Raw genomic sequence first — 15,174 nt, 5'->3', positions numbered from 1 at the left:
TAGGAAACACCCATTAACATATAGTTCAGTGTTAATATTTTATCATTTATCTTATAAAGGAGGAGAATATTTTAATGACTATCGAAAAAAAAGATAAGCAAATATCAAGAAAAGATTTCATTAAAGGGGTTGGAAAATCCTTGGCTGGTGTTACGATTCTTGGTGGAGTGGGAGGAATATTGACTGCCTGTTCAGACGAAGCTAATGTTGCGCCACAACCAATGTCTGGAGGTACAGATACTCCCCAATGGCCTTTTACTTATGTAAAATTAGATGCAGATAAAGCCGCTGAAAGAGCATATGATGCTTATAAGACAGGCGCTGGCTGAGGTTACGGAGTAGCCGAAGGGTTCTTCGGTACATTAGCAGATCAAGTAGGTTATCCTTTCAATCAAATTCCAACAAATGCCTTTGTAAATGCCGCTGGTGGATATGCGGGTTTAGCTACACTATGTGGCTGTTTAGGGGTAGCTGCTACTTGTATTGGATCAGTTTGTGATAGCGATACACAAAAGAAATTAGTTGCTGAGCTATGGAGCTGGTATGGAAAGGCAGAGTTTCCAGAATATCAACCTGCTGGATTAAATCTTCCAACAACAATTGCAGAATCCCCCTTATGTATTGATTCAGTTGGTAAATTTATGGCTGTTCAAGGTTGTGCCTATGGTGATCCAGAGCGTAAAGAACGTTGTGCTGGTGTAACTGCAGACACAGTAAAGAAGTTAGTAGAAATGTTAAATGAAACACTATAGTTTGTAGTGGGAAAAGCAGATGCCTTCATGGTATCTGCTTTTCCAATAGATGATAGTATTAAATATATGGCTACGTTTTTAAACTTATATTCAAAATAATTGTAGCAGGTTTTCCTGTAGTAGCTTTGTATACTCCCATTGATATATAAAAAAAGGAGTCATAAAAAATGAAAGAGAACATTACCCTTAAAATTACTGGAATGCAGTGTCATAAATGCAGTGAAAAGATATACAATGAAGTTAAAAAATTATCGGTGGAAGAACTGAAGGTATCCTATGAAGAAGGAAGTTTAAGCTGTAGAACAGATGTTATAAAAGAAATTATTTGTGTCATTGAGGGATTAGGTTACAGGACAGAGCTTAATGTAGTAGAGAAAGAAAAATATAAAGGTATACTGATGGCAGTAATGCTTTTACTTGGATTATATCTTATTATAAAAAATACCATTGGCTTTAATCGGATTCCCCAATTACAGAATCAAGGGAGCTATGCCATTTTATTTGTCCTAGGATTAATAACATCCCTTCATTGCTTGTCAATGTGTGGAGGAATCGTCATCTCCCAGAGCGTTGCTTACAATAATCCTATTAAATCTTCAATTCTCTATAATTGTGGTAGAGTATTGGCCTACACCTTTGTTGGCGGTATTGTAGGAGCCCTTGGAACTGTCATGAGCTTTTCACCACTATTAAAGGGATATATCACTATTTTTACTGGGGCTTTTATGATGCTATTAGGATTAAGTATGCTACAGCCCTTCTCTTTTCTAAAGAAATATATCAAACTTCCTAAAGGTTTAAATAATATAAAGATTCTCAAACATAGCAAAGCGCCTTTTTTCATTGGATTAGCTACAGGTTTGATGCCTTGTGGTCCTCTTCAAACAATGCAGTTATATGCTCTTGGTACAGGTAGCCCCATAAAGGGGGCTTTAGCAATGTTTATTTTCAGTTTAGGTACTGTTCCACTAATGATGGGTTTTGGTACCTTAAGCGGATATATAAGTAGCAATTTAAATAGACAATTATTAAAGGTAAGTGGTATTTTAGTTATGGTACTTGGCTTAATTATTATCAATAGGGGGTTGGTACTACAAGGACGAAGCACTTTAGATAAATTACTTAACCCAATAACAGTCAGCACTGAAGCTATGATGCCAGAGATGATCAATGGGTACCAAGTAATTAGAAGTTCTGCAAATGACAAGGGATATGAACCCAATTTGTTTATAGTAGAAAAAGGGAGAACTGTTAAATGGTTTATTAGAGGAGATGAAGTTAATGGTTGTAATAATGAAATTATCATTCCTACACTAAATATAGCCCAAACCCTTCTAGAGGGTCATAATATAATCGAATTTACTCCCTTAGAAGAAGGTGAACTAGGGTTTAGTTGTTGGATGGGTATGTTAAACGGGCGGTTTATAATAGTGGATGATCTAGAAAACATACCTAAACATATTAATACAACTCCTCCAGAAACAACAGAATGTTGTACTCGACCTTAGAAATAGTAGTTAGCAAGCCCTTAACATAGTCGTTAAAACTACTGTTAAGGGCTAATTTTAATTATTCTACACTACCTATTTTTTTGTACTTTTTTTGCTGCATTATGATTTGTTGACTGGTTATTTTTCTGCTCCTTTTTTAGAGACTTTCTCTCTGCTTGTAGAATTTTTTTCTCTTTTTTTAAATCATTTCTTTCTTCTTTGAGGACCTTTCTTTCTTCCTTTAACTCATCCCTTAGCTCCTTTATTGTTGTTTTATACTCATTTTTAAGCTCTTGACTAAGGGTCTTATATTCCTCCTTAGTAGCTTTATACTCTTCTTTAGCCCCAATGTATTTTTCTTGTTTTTTGATGGCTTCATCTTCTACTTCATTGTTCTCTATTTTATTATAGTCGTTATCGTACCCTGAGGTTAACAAGATGCCCCCATCTTTATTAGCAAGGGGAAAGTCGTTTATTATAATAGGATCGTCATATAAGTGAATATGTCCCTTAGCAGAATCAGAAGGGGAGTCTGAAACAATGATGGCCTTTGTAGAGTCAGTAGTATTAATCGTAGCATTTACTGTTGCAAAACCTGTAATAGTAACTAAAGCCGTAAGGGCTATTGCCGATATTTTTTTCAAGTGAATACCTCCTAAAGTTTTTTACATCATAAAGATACGTCAATAAAGGCTTATTTAGGGTCTTACTTTATAAATTCATTTTTATAATGATGACTTATTGCACCTAGAATATTTAAGTTTTAATAAATTATGTTAAAATAGAGTATAGTAAGGAAAATATGGTTAAATTGATGATAGAAAAGAAATTATGAACAGTAGGTGCTAAAGATGAAATGTAAAATCATAAATAACCAAACAGAGACCGAAGCATTGGCTAAAAAATTGGCTACTTTAGTAGATAGAGGAAATGTAATCTGCCTTACAGGGGATCTTGGCGCAGGAAAAACAACCTTTACCCAAGCATTTGCAAAAGGACTGGGAATCCAAGAACCTGTAACGAGTCCAACCTTTACAATTTTGCAGGAATACGAAGATGGAAGAATCCCTCTATATCATTTTGATGTATATCGTATTAGTGACCCTATGGAGATGGCGGATATTGGGTTTGATGAATATGTTTTTGGTAATGGTGTGTGTGTAATTGAATGGGCATCAATTATTGAAGAAATATTACCATCAGACCACTTATGGATTGATCTTAAGGTAGAGGGAATAAAGGAGAGGAAATTTTGCGTAAAAGGTACTAACGAATACTATCAGAATATAGTTGAGGAGTTGTTAAAGTAATGAGACTATTAGCATTAGATACTTCTTCATCAGTGGCAACAGTGGCTGTGATGGAAGATGAGAAGCTTATTGTTGAAACGATTATTAATTATAAAAAAACCCATTCTGAAAAACTAATGCCTCTAATAGAAGAGGTATTGGGACATTGTGATCTGAAGCCAAAAGACATCGATCTATTTGCTGCTTCATTGGGGCCTGGATCTTTTACAGGTTTGAGAATTGGTATAACAACCATTAAAGCTATGGCTCAAGCTTTGGACAAACCAGTTGTAGGTGTATCAGCTCTAGAAGGGCTTGCCTATAATTTAGCCTTTGCAAAGGGTCTTATCTGTCCTATTATTGATGCCCAAAGGGAAACCGTTTATACTGCCCTTTATAAATGGGAAAAAACAGGGTTAGAAGAAGTTATGGAGCAAAGGGTAATGCCTGTTGAGGAATTAATTAATCATTTACATAATATAGGTGAAACGATTATTTTTATAGGTGACGCAGTAGACAAATTTAGAGATCAGCTTCAGGCTAACTTATTAGAAAAAAGCTACTTTCCATCTAATAATTTTATCATTCCACGGGCTTCATCAATTGCAGAATTAGCTAGAAAAAAGGCTTTAAGAAAAGAAATTGCCCAAGCTTCAGAAGTTATACCTATCTACATGCGAAAGTCCCAAGCAGAGAATCAGTATGAAGAGAGAATGAAGGGAAAGGAAGGACAATAATGGAAGCCATAGTAAGAAAGATGGAAATTAAAGACTTAGATGATGTTGTTTTAATCGAAGAAATTTCCTTTCCTACCCCTTGGTCTAAAAGTGCCTTTGAAAAGGAGCTAAAAAAGAACTTATTGGCTAAGTATTTGGTGGTTACTTTAGAAGAAAAAGTAGTTGCCTTTGGAGGCATGTGGCTAATTGTTGATGAGGCCCATGTAACTAATATAGCCGTTCATCCTGATTATAGAGGAAAACAACTAGGTAAGTTATTGGTGGAAGGGATGATTAAAGAGGCCCATAGCATAGGTATGCTTCGAATGACACTTGAGGTAAGACGGTCTAATATTGTTGCACAAAACCTATATAAGGCATTAGGTTTTCTATTTTGTGGAGTACGCCCAGGCTATTATCAAGATAATGGAGAAGATGCCATTATTATGTGGAGAGATATTGAATAATAGGAGATGAAAATCCATTGATTAAGTTAGTGATGGAAGGATTAAATTTAAATATTGAAAAGCCCCAATGGGTAATGATTCAGGGGGACAATGAGGAAAAATTAAAACAAATAGTAGAAATTCTTCTGGGCAATTCTAAAGAGGGTTTAATCGAATATACCTTTAATGGAATAGCAGTTAGTTCTTTTAGCCAACGACAATTAGCAGCCTTTAGAAAAAAAGAGACCATTAATATTTTTCATAATACCTTTTTAGTTGAAAATGATACAGTTGAAAGAAATTTTATGTTACAGTTAAAATTTAGCGGAATTTATCCAACTAAAGCCAAACGGAGAGTTGATCAAGTAATCAATGAGTATAGTCTGATAGATATAAGAAATAAACAAATATCGGAACTGTCTCTTCTTGAAAAAATCAAGGTTAGATTGATTAAAGCTATCATTGCTGATCCGAAGTTAATCTGTGGTCTTTGGCCATCATTTGAAATTAAACAGGTGGATTTAGAAGAGATTAACCAATGGATTAGAAGGATTACCAATATGGGAATTACAGTGGTTTTTTTATTGAAGAATGATCAATTTATTGGTTATGGAGACTTTGTTCTCTCAATCTAATAAGGCTTTTTGATAAAAAGTTTTAAATTAATGATGTTAAGGTATCCCCCATTAGAGCGGGGACCAGAAGTAAAAAGTTAATAGATTATTAATATAGGAGGAGTGTAAACTTCTTCTTTTTTTGTGTTCTTTTTATTCAACGTTTCTATTTTATAGTTTTCAATTTTATATACTTGATGAAATTGGATAAAATCATAACGCTGAATTTATATTCAATTTATGCAATTTCCTTACTTATTGAGAGAAAAAGAAAACATATTATTATTTTTGAGAACATAAAATAAAACAGAAAAAAATGGTGAGGCTAAAATCTCAAAAATGCATAATAAAGCAAGAAGTGTAAATAATGTAAATAATAGAAATGATTTATAGGTATAAAGACCTATTTTTCAAATAAAATATATTAATTTTTAGTAATAAAACAAAAAAATACTACATAAAATAGACAAGCACCATATATTAAAGGACTCATTATATAAAAATTGCTTTATTTTTGAAAGTAGGAAATGAGGATATACGTTCGTAACTTGGGCACCTGGAACGTATGGAGTTTGTGGTGCAACCGACCTACTCTTTTGTAGAAATACAGTAGAGATAGGTTATTTTTTTGAAAAAGAGATCTGGAGGGGCAAATGAAAAAGGGGAATAAGAAATTAAAATGGATTAGCAATGGTTTTATTGGATTACTTGTAATATTAGTCATGGCTACAGTTTTTTCAAATCTACAGGCAAGAAAAAACCCAAATAAAATACCTACTTTAATGGGCTACAGTCCAATGTCTGTGCTAACAGGAAGTATGAGACCTATGTTAGAACCAGGGGATATGATTATTACAAAAAATGTGGCGGCAGAAGAGATAGAAGTGGGGGATGTCATCACCTATCGTGTAGACAGTTACACCTTAGTTACCCATCGGGTGATAGCCATAATCGAAGAAAATGGAAGAATTAATTTTCAGACCCAAGGGGACGCCAATAATACAATTGACCAAAGTTTAGTTACGCCAGAAGCCTTAGTGGGAAGCCTCGTTTTTCGCATTCCAAAGGGGGGTTATCTAGTAAACTTCACTAGAAGTCCTATTGGTTTTTTGGTCTGCATTATCATACCAGTTCTTTTGCTAATTGGACCTGAAGTTAAGAAAATATTATTCGAAGTAGGTAAAGAAAAAAAAGCTTAACTACTTTGAAACAATATATTTGAATTGAATTAAAACTTAAGTTTTAACACAAGAGTATACTTTAGTCCGTAAAAAGGGGTGGTTAAGAGAATTGTAGATAAAAAAATAGATAATCTCGGCAAAGATTATCCATAAAAAAGTGCTTTAAAAATCATATTACTAATATTGTATCGCAAAAAAGTAAAAATATGAAGAGTTCGAGGAGGAAGAAAAATGAACAAGAAGTTACTGATCAGTTTATTATTAATTGGAGTGTTGGCCTTTGGAGCAGGTTTAGGGACTATGGCTTGGTTTACAAATAGTAGTTCAAGTGCTAATAATGTTTTTCAAACTGGTACATTAGCTATTTCTGGACCTGCAAATAAAGATATTTCTTCTACGTTTGATGTAGGTAATATTTATCCAACATGGAGTGATAGTAAAACAATTACAGTTAAAAATACAGGTAGTCTACCATTTAAATATAGAGTAAGTGTAAGTTCTACAAGGGATACACTGCTTTATAAGGGTGAAGATGGATTAAGAATACAAATAGGTGATGGACCTCAAATGCCATTAAATCAGTTAGTTAATTATGATTTAGGGGTAATCGCAGCAGGAGAGCAAGGGCTTTTAAATATTACCTTTAGCCTACCTGCAACAGCAAATAATCAATATCAGGCTTTAAAGGACTCCTTTACATTTACTTTTGAGGCAACTCAAGTAAATGCTCCATGGGAAACTAATAATCCAGATCCAGTAGATCCAGAAGACCCAGAAGATCCAGCAGATCCCATAGTTATTTCAGATGAGACGATGATTAAGGATTGGAATGTAAGAATTGAAAGAGCGGGTGTATCACATAATTATAATGCATTCGTTAGCGGAAGGTTAGTTAATGTTCTTAAATATGATAATGATGATGAGGAAATATCCTATCCAGAAGGAGTCGAGATAGAGTTTACCTATGTGAATGGGCAAGGAAATAATAGGACGGCAAAAGCAACCACAGGAGCTGATGGTAAATTTAATATTAAAATTGACGGCGTACATCAACGTAACAGCAATATAACACCTGTAGGCTATGAAATAGTAGAATAAGTTAATCCAATATATAGCCGGTGCTAACATCGGCTATATATTCAATTTAGTTTTATGAAATTCAAAAGTACTTTGATTTAAGTAGAATGTAAGTATTTTTGAATCTTATAAAAGGAGGCGAATCAATTGAAGGGTTATTATAAGGGTCTATGTTTTTTACTAACTTTTATGATAGTTTTAGGTGTTTTATTTAATTATGGAATTGTAGACACCTTTGGAATAGGCAACAACCATTATGTAGAAGTAAGTACCTATGGTACTGCAAGCCAAGGCGACCCTATGTTTAGTGAAGGATTATGGGCACCGGGAGCAGTAGATAAGGGCGTCATGCGATTATCCAACAATTATTCCCAAAGGGTAAGGGTTAATAATTTAGCACTAACAATTAAACTAGAGCAATTTGTAGATGGCGAATATCAGTTAGTTAATGATCCACAGTTAATAGAAACCTACGCCAAAAATATGTATGTAACTGTTACTCGAGGTAGATTATTAGTATTTGACGAGGTTCTCTTTGATGACAGCTTTTACGAAATGATGTATGAAAAAGGTAATTATAACTTTGAAGGTTATTCCCTTCCAGCTACTAAGCAGTTTAATATAGGGAGAAATAATAATGTTGATTTAGAATATATAGTAAGAATGGCAGAAGGTGGAGGGAATGAACTACAGGGGTTAAAAGCTACTGTAGATTTTATTGTTAACCTTCAAGAGAATCCAGAGTATATAGACGATTATCACCCTATTGAAAGGGTAGTAACCGGGGATGATCTTAATAAGACGAAGGATGAAGTTACTTCTCAAGAAAATGTCCATTGGGCCCATGATTGTATAGAAAAGTTGAAGGAAGAAGGGATTATTCAAGGGTATCCCGATGGAACGATTAGACCCAATAATCTTATTACGAGGGCAGAAACGGCAGTATTAATAGGAAGAGCATTAAAATTAGAAGAAAAGAACAAAGTATTCTCTGGTTACATGGATTTTATACCACCTTGGGCAAGGGGATATATTATAGCTACAACAGAACAAGGAAGCTTTCAGGGATATCCTAGTACCCTAGGCAGAGTTTTTAAAGGAAATGATTACATCACTAGAGAAGAGGTTGCAACTGCCTTAATTAGAGGATTTAATATTGATCTAGATGATGAGAAAGTACTAGACTTCCTAGATGAAGATGAAATAGGAGGTTGGGCCCTTCCTTATATTAGAACAGGGGTTAAAAATGATATTATATTAGGCTATCCAGACCAAACCTTCAAACCAAAGCAAGAAATTACTAGAGCAGAAGTATTTACATTAATTTGTAAAATATTAGATTATCACTCAGAACACTTAGAAAATGAAGAAGAATAGAAGGAGGAGGTGAGAAGTCATGAAAATAAAATGGTCTTCACCAGGTAGGCTCTGCTTCAGGGTTGCAGGTTTCTTAGTAGCAGGTGTGATGGTTAGTATGGTGTTTTTGGGGGCAGTTGATACCCATGCATGGTTTACTTCTCAAGCAAGATCAAATTTAGAAGTAAGGGCAGCTAGTACAGAGGATATTATAAGCGAGATAAAATTAGATTCAGGTATCAATCCAGAGTATATGATCTTAGAAGGCTCAACTAACTTAGAGGCTCGTAGTGGAATGATTTATTTTGAGTTAGAAGGAGAAATAGCAGAGTACCTTCTACATATCAATCCCATAAGAATAGAAGGGGGCTTTACCTACAAAATAGCCCTAGAGCCAAACCTAAATTTATTTCAACACACAAAACTTCTAAATCCATTTAAAAATCAAAAAATAAAAGGGACCTTGCGGGTTAAATACCTGAATGAGTTTATTAATGAACCTATAGAAATCGTCTTTACTAAAGAATATTTAAGAGGTAAGATTATGGAAAATATCCATAGACAAAGCCCAGAAGTAACAAAGCTTAATAGTGATCATGAAGCTAGGACAGAAATTACAACTCTAATGACTTATTTAGCCAATCATCTAGATTGGCAAGAGGCATCTTCTAATTCGAAGCAGATGGTATCCACCCAAGAAATTCTGATGATGAATCGTAGAGAGGTGGAGGAATTAGAAGGAATTGTTTTACGGGAAGTTTCAGTAGAAGCGTTTGAATTTAGTGAAGATCAAAACAAGATAATTAGTATTATTGCACCGACGTTACAAGGCTACATCAAAAATTTATATAGTACAGTTGTTGAGCTAGTGGCAGAGCTAAATGAGAAAATTTTAATTATTGTGGGTTTAGAAAAAAGAGTTGAAGGGTTAGAAGTTGAAAAGGCAAACTTATATATGGAATTAGTGGAAGCCAAGGCCGACATTCAAAGAATTAATGATGAAAACAGCCGATTGATAAGGGAATTAGAAGCTCTTTTAGAAGAAGTGAATGCTGTGCCAGAAACTATTTTACCAGAAGGACCTGATAATCAGGGGGGTGCTGTTCCAGAAGAGGAAGGGCAAGAAGATGAAGAACAAGAGAAGTCAGATCAAGAGAATAAAGAGGAAGACCCTTCTACAGGGATCGATGAAAGTGATCATGAAAAATCTAAAATAAGTGATGAGGATTTAATGTAGTATATATGTATAATTAAGGATATATAGACAGAAAGCAATCTTCTTTTACGAGAGGATTGCTTTCTGCTATTATAGTAAGTAAAGAAAGAATAGTTCTTATTATCCTAGAAAAAGTGGTTAGCAATAATTTAATTTGAGAAATAATAAACTTTTATATTAATTAACCGTAGATAGGTTATAGGGAAAAGAGGTGGTGGATTGAATATGACAGATTGGGAGATTGTACAAGAAATTATTAGTGGAAACAGCCAGTTATTTCGTGAAATTATTACAAGATATAAAAAGGCAGTATATTCCTTATGTTTTCGGATGACCAACAATCATGAAGAAGCAGAAGATCTGTCTCAGGAAGTATTCATCAAAACCTACCATAACCTAAGAAAATATGATTCAAATTATAAATTTTCAACATGGATACTGAAAATTGCCACCAATACCTCTATCGACTATATACGGAAAAAGAAGGTAGAGACAGTACCTCTAGAGGAAGAAATTGAATCAAAACATGAAAGTGCCAGTGCTGAATTAGTTTATCTACATCAACAAAATAAAAATTACATTGAAAAAGCTATAAACGAGTTACCGACAGACTATCGAACCTTAATCATTTTATATCATCAGTATGGATTAAGCTATAAAGAAATCGCTGAGAATACCAACCTACCCATGTCTAAAGTTAAGAATCGAATTCACAAAGGAAGAAGCCTTTTAAAGGATAAACTTAAGGAAATAAAAGAGGAGGGAGCCCAATGGACTGCAAAACAGCTTCAGCTTTAATAATGAGTTATGTTGATGGAACAATTGAAGAAAATGCCCTTGCCGACCTCCAGAAACATATGAAGGAATGCTATCAATGTAGTGAGGAATTTCAACTATTTACTGAGATGGTTAATGGAATTGAAGAACTTCCTATGCTAGAGCCCTCAAATAACTTTGAAACGAATATAATGGAAGCCATCGATCTTGAACTATATACCACTAGAACAAAGAAATTACAGAACTATTCACCTATATTCATTTCATTAGGGATGTATTTAACTTTCCTTGTAACAACTGTAAAGCCAGGGATACAAAAGAATGTTGTGCTAGACTTTATCTCAGCCATCCAGCATCTTACATTATTAAGTAACTTGTGGGAAACGATGGTTGAAAGTAGCTTTCTACTTATGGGGCAACTTCTTCGAGGAACAATGCAATCCATTGTGAAACTAGCAACGTGGAATACCACCAATTTCCTATTGGCATATAGTTTTAGTTTTCTAACTTTGGTTTTGTTGTTAGTCTTAATTAGAAGAACCTTAAAAGGATTATTAAATATAAATGGAGGGGATTTAAGATGGAAGGGAATAAATATGGAAGAGTAGTCTTGTTATCATTGTTAATAATAATTCTATCCACATCAATTGTATTATCTGTGAGTGTGACCACAAGAGGAGACATTGTTGATTTTTTTAGAGATACTAAAGTACCTTCAAATACTGATGTAAGGGGAAATGTAGTTACTCTATTTGGAAATGTAGATATTGAAGGTAATGTAACAGGCGATATCGTTGTTATTTTTGGTAATGTAACTGTGAATGGCACTGTTAGTGGAGATGTTATATCAGTAATCGGGGGTATTACAATAGGTTCTAGCGGACAGGTAAATGGCAGTAGTATTGCAGTATTAGGAAATGGCGTAAATAACCATGGTTTCATAAGACAACAAGAGATTAGTGTATTAGGGTTTTTACCTAGAGAAATGGCACCTATCTCAACCTTACTATTAATCATTTCAATTTTTACTGTCGTAAAGCAAATAATGGCCTTTATTTTATCGGTTATTGCAGTGATCATTTTCAATGATCGGTTAGATAGAATGGCAGCAGGCTTTGGCCATGATGCTGGTAAAAAGTTTTTAATTGGCCTTTTGGTTTACTTTGGAGGATTTGTTGCAATAGCAGTATTGGTTATGACAGTAATCGGTGTTCCTTTGGTAGTTTTATTGATTCCTGCATTGTTTTTAATTGAGTTCTTAGGAAATACGACAGCAAAAATTGCCATTGGGAAAAAAATAGCTCAACGGAGTGAAAAAGAATGGAGTAATTTGATGGAGCTATTGGTAGGATCATTTATATTTTTAGCTCTAGATATTATCATCATTGGGAAATTAGTTACCTTAATTTTAAAATATATTGGCATAGGCGAAATCGTAGAGAGTCGTTTGGGGGAAGCTAAAATAAATGGACCTAAAGGGATATAATTATGAAGGCAGTTATGCAAAAATATAAAAAGATGATACTTATTATAATAATAGTCTCTTTATTTGGAGTAATTGCCTATGGTAATAGTCCCTACCAAGATACATTAAAAATTTATGAAAATGAAACAATTGATGGGGACTTAATTGTGGCGGTTAACCATGCTACCAATGAGGGAAATATAAAGGGAGATTGGATTACTGCAGGTCAACAAATTCGTCACCTAGGGATGATCGGCGGCGATTTAATCGCAGCTGCTAGCCAAATTTTTGTAGATGGTAATGTAAGGGGAAACTTACGTTTAGTAGCAAGAGAAGTGATTATTGGTGGAGGAGAAATTAATCGTAATGCTTCGATATTTGCCTCAAATGTAGGGTTAGAAGAAGATACAATTTTAGATGGAAGTCTTCATGTTTATGCTGGAGACTTAGCATTAAGAGGATTTGTGGGTGGAGATATCATTGGCGGAGTTGGAAATGCAGTGATCAGTGGAACTGTTAAGGGGAACATTAATTTAAGTGTAGATAAAATTTATTTAGAGCCAGGGGCCTACATTGAAGGGAATCTAACCTATATTAGTGAAGAAGAACAATATATCGATACTAAACTGGTAAAGGGGAATATTGAATATCAACCAACTAGGACTAGATCTCATCTTCAAAGGGGTCTTGAGAATATTGCTAGAAGGATAAGAAGAGTCATTAATCTTTTACAGATTCTATTTCTAATCTCATATATTATACTTGGTTTATTTTTGATCAAATTTTTTAAAAAGCCATTAAATAGAGCAACACAACTGATAGACGATCAAAGTGGGATAAGTGTCCTTTTAGGGTTAGGTTTTTTATTTTTAGTTCCTATAGGTGCAATCTTGTTGATGGTAACAATTATTGGAATACCCATTAGTATTTTAGCGTTAGCCCTTTATGGTATTTTAGTTTATTTAGCTAAAATTCCAGTTGCCCTTTGGTTAGGAAAAAAGATAATACGAGATGAAAGCAGGTATTATACCTCATTTATTGTGGGTAATCTTTTAATTGCAACTGTATCGTTAATTCCCTATGGTGGTAAATTGCTGTCGGTTGGAATTACTGCTTTAGGCATGGGTAGTACATTAATTGTAATAAAAAAATATTATAATAAGGAATATGATATATAAAGAATTGGAAAATTAAAATCGATAGCTAAAAAGCTATCGATTTCTATTATGGGGATGATCTTCAGGAATTCGAGGAGCATCCTTGGCAATTGCTAAAATAGCTAAATCTGTAGCAGAAATAGCTTCCAGCATGCCATCGGGCATAACGTTATAATTATGGGGTTGAACAGGTTGAATTTCATTTCTATTTCTATTTTCTAATTCAGGATACCTTTTAACAGGTCGACGTTTCTTAGACATTTTAATCACTCCTTTTTTATAGTATTTGCTATGTAATAATAGAAAATTATAGCTAAAAAATGTTTATAGAATTAATATTATCCAAATAACTAGAGAAAATGTTATAATAAAAAAATATTAAAGAATACTAAATCGTATTTGAGGTATTTGCATAAATCGTATATTAACTCAGGGTTATAGTATTGTGCAATTTCCTCAATTATATAAAAATTACTAGTTTTATTATTGATCTATATTAAATGCAAGGAGAGGACCAATTTTGAAGAATATAAACAATACTACAGAGGATGTTATTACCTTAGCAATAGAGACAAGTTGTGACGAAACCTCTGTAAGTGTACTTAAAAATGGACGAACTGTATTGTCTAATATCATATCTTCCCAAATAGAGCAGCACAGAAAGTTTGGTGGTGTTGTGCCAGAAGTTGCCTCAAGGAAGCATATTGAAAACATTAATCAAGTAATTGAAGAGGCTTTAAAGGAGGCAGAAACCACCTTTGAAGAAATTACCCATGTAGCTGTAACCTATGGTCCCGGTTTGGTAGGGGCATTATTGGTGGGACTATCTGCTGCAAAGGCAATTGCTTTTTCTAAAGAAGTTCCTTTAGTAGGCGTTAATCATATAGAAGGGCATATTTATGCTAATTTTATTGAGCATAAGGAACTGGAACCGCCCTTTATAGCTTTAATTGTGTCAGGAGGACATAGCCATTTAATTTATATGAAGGATTACGGTGAGTATGAGGTCCTTGGTAGAACTAGGGATGACGCTGCTGGAGAAGCCTTTGATAAAGTTGCAAGAGCGTTGGGTTTAAGCTATCCTGGTGGGCCAGAAATCGACCGTTTATCGAAAATTGGTAATTCTGATGCAATCCCTTTTCCAAAGGCTTATTTGGAAGAAGGAAGTTATGACTTTAGTTTTAGTGGTTTAAAATCTGCAGTGCTAAATTACCTTAACAGTGAAAAAATGAAGGGCAATCCAATTAATGAAGCCGATGTGGCTGCTAGTTTTCAACAAGCTGTAATAGAAGTTCTAGCTGAAAAAACCCTTCAATGTGGAATAGAAAAGGGAGTTAACCAAATTGTACTAGCAGGTGGGGTTGCTGCTAATAGTGGTTTAAGGCAGTTACTCTCAAAGAAATGCCAAGAAAATGGTATAGATTTAAAATATCCTTCTAACAAACTATGCACAGATAATGCTGCCATGATTGGTTGTGTTGGTTATTATGATTATATTAGAGGATTAAAGTCTAATTTATACTTAAATGCAGTACCGAATCTTAAGCTGGGACAACGGTTCTAGGGGTTGGAAATTCTTAGGTAAGCTACATATCATTGCCTGTATAAAAGCCATTATCTCCTATGATATAATTAATG

At 34.2% G+C, this 15,174-nt stretch carries 17 protein-coding genes and 1 riboswitch; of the genes, 15 read left to right on the top strand and 2 right to left on the bottom strand.

Annotated elements, in window-relative coordinates; translation table 11 throughout:
- Positions 1–74 precede the first annotated feature (74 nt).
- Complete coding sequence (locus T335_RS22945) at positions 75–752, top strand: C-GCAxxG-C-C family (seleno)protein (protein ID WP_084281508.1); 678 nt, start codon at positions 75–77, stop codon at positions 750–752.
- A gap of 167 nt (positions 753–919) precedes the next feature.
- Positions 920–2,260: an urease accessory protein UreH domain-containing protein gene (locus tag T335_RS21385; RefSeq protein ID WP_051569426.1), complete on the top strand. Its 1,341-nt coding sequence runs from the start codon at positions 920–922 to the stop codon at positions 2,258–2,260.
- 71 nt (positions 2,261–2,331) lie between these two features.
- Here the strand turns inward: T335_RS21385 and T335_RS0119155 are convergent, their stop codons facing one another.
- Positions 2,332–2,886, bottom strand: coding sequence for a hypothetical protein (locus T335_RS0119155; protein WP_026478960.1), 555 nt, complete (start codon positions 2,884–2,886; stop codon positions 2,332–2,334).
- 207 nt (positions 2,887–3,093) lie between these two features.
- Between T335_RS0119155 and tsaE the strand changes: the two genes are divergently transcribed.
- The 12 genes from tsaE to T335_RS0119095 all read left to right on the top strand — a co-directional run bounded on the left by tsaE (position 3,094) and on the right by T335_RS0119095 (position 13,557).
- Complete coding sequence (gene tsaE / locus T335_RS0119150) at positions 3,094–3,552, top strand: tRNA (adenosine(37)-N6)-threonylcarbamoyltransferase complex ATPase subunit type 1 TsaE (protein ID WP_026478959.1); 459 nt, start codon at positions 3,094–3,096, stop codon at positions 3,550–3,552.
- The gene (gene tsaB, locus T335_RS0119145; RefSeq protein WP_026478958.1) at positions 3,552–4,268 is read left to right on the top strand and encodes a tRNA (adenosine(37)-N6)-threonylcarbamoyltransferase complex dimerization subunit type 1 TsaB; all 717 of its coding nucleotides are present in this window, start codon (positions 3,552–3,554) and stop codon (positions 4,266–4,268) included. The genes tsaE and tsaB overlap by 1 nt, the downstream gene beginning before the upstream one ends.
- The gene (gene rimI / locus T335_RS0119140; protein ID WP_026478957.1) at positions 4,268–4,714 is read left to right on the top strand and encodes a ribosomal protein S18-alanine N-acetyltransferase; all 447 of its coding nucleotides are present in this window, start codon (positions 4,268–4,270) and stop codon (positions 4,712–4,714) included. Before tsaB ends, rimI begins: the two co-directional genes overlap by 1 nt.
- Before the next feature lie 17 nt (positions 4,715–4,731).
- Positions 4,732–5,328 carry an ATP-binding cassette domain-containing protein gene (locus T335_RS0119135; protein ID WP_026478956.1) on the top strand — a complete coding sequence of 199 codons (597 nt, stop codon included), beginning with the start codon at positions 4,732–4,734 and terminating at the stop codon, positions 5,326–5,328.
- A gap of 493 nt (positions 5,329–5,821) precedes the next feature.
- Positions 5,822–5,905: riboswitch (cyclic di-GMP riboswitch) on the top strand.
- Between the two features lie 55 nt (positions 5,906–5,960).
- Entirely contained in the window at positions 5,961–6,506 is a 546-nt protein-coding gene (locus tag T335_RS21380; protein ID WP_051569425.1) for a signal peptidase I, read from the top strand.
- 213 nt (positions 6,507–6,719) lie between these two features.
- The gene (locus T335_RS0119125; protein ID WP_026478955.1) at positions 6,720–7,586 is read left to right on the top strand and encodes a SipW-dependent-type signal peptide-containing protein; all 867 of its coding nucleotides are present in this window, start codon (positions 6,720–6,722) and stop codon (positions 7,584–7,586) included.
- Positions 7,587–7,712: 126 nt separating this feature from the next.
- A complete protein-coding gene (locus T335_RS0119120) occupies positions 7,713–8,942 on the top strand; it encodes an S-layer homology domain-containing protein (protein ID WP_026478954.1) in 1,230 nt (409 codons plus the stop codon).
- A gap of 19 nt (positions 8,943–8,961) precedes the next feature.
- Positions 8,962–10,158, top strand: a complete 1,197-nt coding sequence (locus T335_RS0119115; RefSeq protein ID WP_026478953.1) for a hypothetical protein — start codon at positions 8,962–8,964, stop codon at positions 10,156–10,158.
- A 204-nt stretch (positions 10,159–10,362) separates the two neighbouring features.
- Positions 10,363–10,935: an RNA polymerase sigma factor gene (locus T335_RS0119110; protein WP_051569424.1), complete on the top strand. Its 573-nt coding sequence runs from the start codon at positions 10,363–10,365 to the stop codon at positions 10,933–10,935.
- A complete protein-coding gene (locus T335_RS0119105) occupies positions 10,908–11,522 on the top strand; it encodes an anti-sigma factor family protein (protein WP_026478951.1) in 615 nt (204 codons plus the stop codon). The genes T335_RS0119110 and T335_RS0119105 overlap by 28 nt, the downstream gene beginning before the upstream one ends.
- Entirely contained in the window at positions 11,495–12,400 is a 906-nt protein-coding gene (locus T335_RS0119100; RefSeq protein WP_026478950.1) for a hypothetical protein, read from the top strand. Before T335_RS0119105 ends, T335_RS0119100 begins: the two co-directional genes overlap by 28 nt.
- Positions 12,401–12,402: 2 nt before the next feature.
- A complete protein-coding gene (locus T335_RS0119095) occupies positions 12,403–13,557 on the top strand; it encodes a bactofilin family protein (protein ID WP_026478949.1) in 1,155 nt (384 codons plus the stop codon).
- Between the two features lie 33 nt (positions 13,558–13,590).
- Here T335_RS0119095 and T335_RS0119090 read toward each other — a convergent pair whose 3' ends face one another.
- Positions 13,591–13,797 (bottom strand): hypothetical protein, encoded by a 207-nt coding sequence (locus T335_RS0119090; RefSeq protein WP_026478948.1) that lies wholly within the window; start codon positions 13,795–13,797, stop codon positions 13,591–13,593.
- Between the two features lie 259 nt (positions 13,798–14,056).
- On the opposite strand from T335_RS0119090, the gene tsaD reads away from it, so the two are divergent.
- Positions 14,057–15,100: a tRNA (adenosine(37)-N6)-threonylcarbamoyltransferase complex transferase subunit TsaD gene (tsaD, locus tag T335_RS0119085; RefSeq protein ID WP_207640700.1), complete on the top strand. Its 1,044-nt coding sequence runs from the start codon at positions 14,057–14,059 to the stop codon at positions 15,098–15,100.
- Positions 15,101–15,174: the final 74 nt, after the last annotated feature.

The sequence above is a fragment of the Alkaliphilus transvaalensis ATCC 700919 genome, assembly GCF_000621485.1.
GTDB lineage: Bacteria > Bacillota > Clostridia > Peptostreptococcales > Natronincolaceae > Alkaliphilus > Alkaliphilus transvaalensis.
Note: the sequence above shows the minus strand (reverse complement) of the source record. Positions and strands in the feature narration are given on the sequence as shown.

Excerpts from the sequence above, each read along its gene's own strand:
- T335_RS21385 (WP_051569426.1), top strand. The coding sequence starts at position 920 with ATGAAAGAGAACATTACCCTTAAAATTACTGGAATGCAGTGTCATAAA.
- tsaE (WP_026478959.1), top strand. The coding sequence starts at position 3,094 with ATGAAATGTAAAATCATAAATAACCAAACAGAGACCGAAGCATTGGCT.
- tsaB (WP_026478958.1), top strand. The coding sequence starts at position 3,552 with ATGAGACTATTAGCATTAGATACTTCTTCATCAGTGGCAACAGTGGCT.
- rimI (WP_026478957.1), top strand. The coding sequence starts at position 4,268 with ATGGAAGCCATAGTAAGAAAGATGGAAATTAAAGACTTAGATGATGTT.
- T335_RS21380 (WP_051569425.1), top strand. The coding sequence starts at position 5,961 with ATGAAAAAGGGGAATAAGAAATTAAAATGGATTAGCAATGGTTTTATT.
- T335_RS0119125 (WP_026478955.1), top strand. The coding sequence starts at position 6,720 with ATGAACAAGAAGTTACTGATCAGTTTATTATTAATTGGAGTGTTGGCC.
- T335_RS0119115 (WP_026478953.1), top strand. The coding sequence starts at position 8,962 with ATGAAAATAAAATGGTCTTCACCAGGTAGGCTCTGCTTCAGGGTTGCA.
- T335_RS0119110 (WP_051569424.1), top strand. The coding sequence starts at position 10,363 with ATGACAGATTGGGAGATTGTACAAGAAATTATTAGTGGAAACAGCCAG.
- T335_RS0119105 (WP_026478951.1), top strand. The coding sequence starts at position 10,908 with ATGGACTGCAAAACAGCTTCAGCTTTAATAATGAGTTATGTTGATGGA.
- T335_RS0119100 (WP_026478950.1), top strand. The coding sequence starts at position 11,495 with ATGGAAGGGAATAAATATGGAAGAGTAGTCTTGTTATCATTGTTAATA.
- T335_RS0119095 (WP_026478949.1), top strand. The coding sequence starts at position 12,403 with ATGAAGGCAGTTATGCAAAAATATAAAAAGATGATACTTATTATAATA.
- T335_RS0119090 (WP_026478948.1), bottom strand. The coding sequence starts at position 13,797 with ATGTCTAAGAAACGTCGACCTGTTAAAAGGTATCCTGAATTAGAAAAT.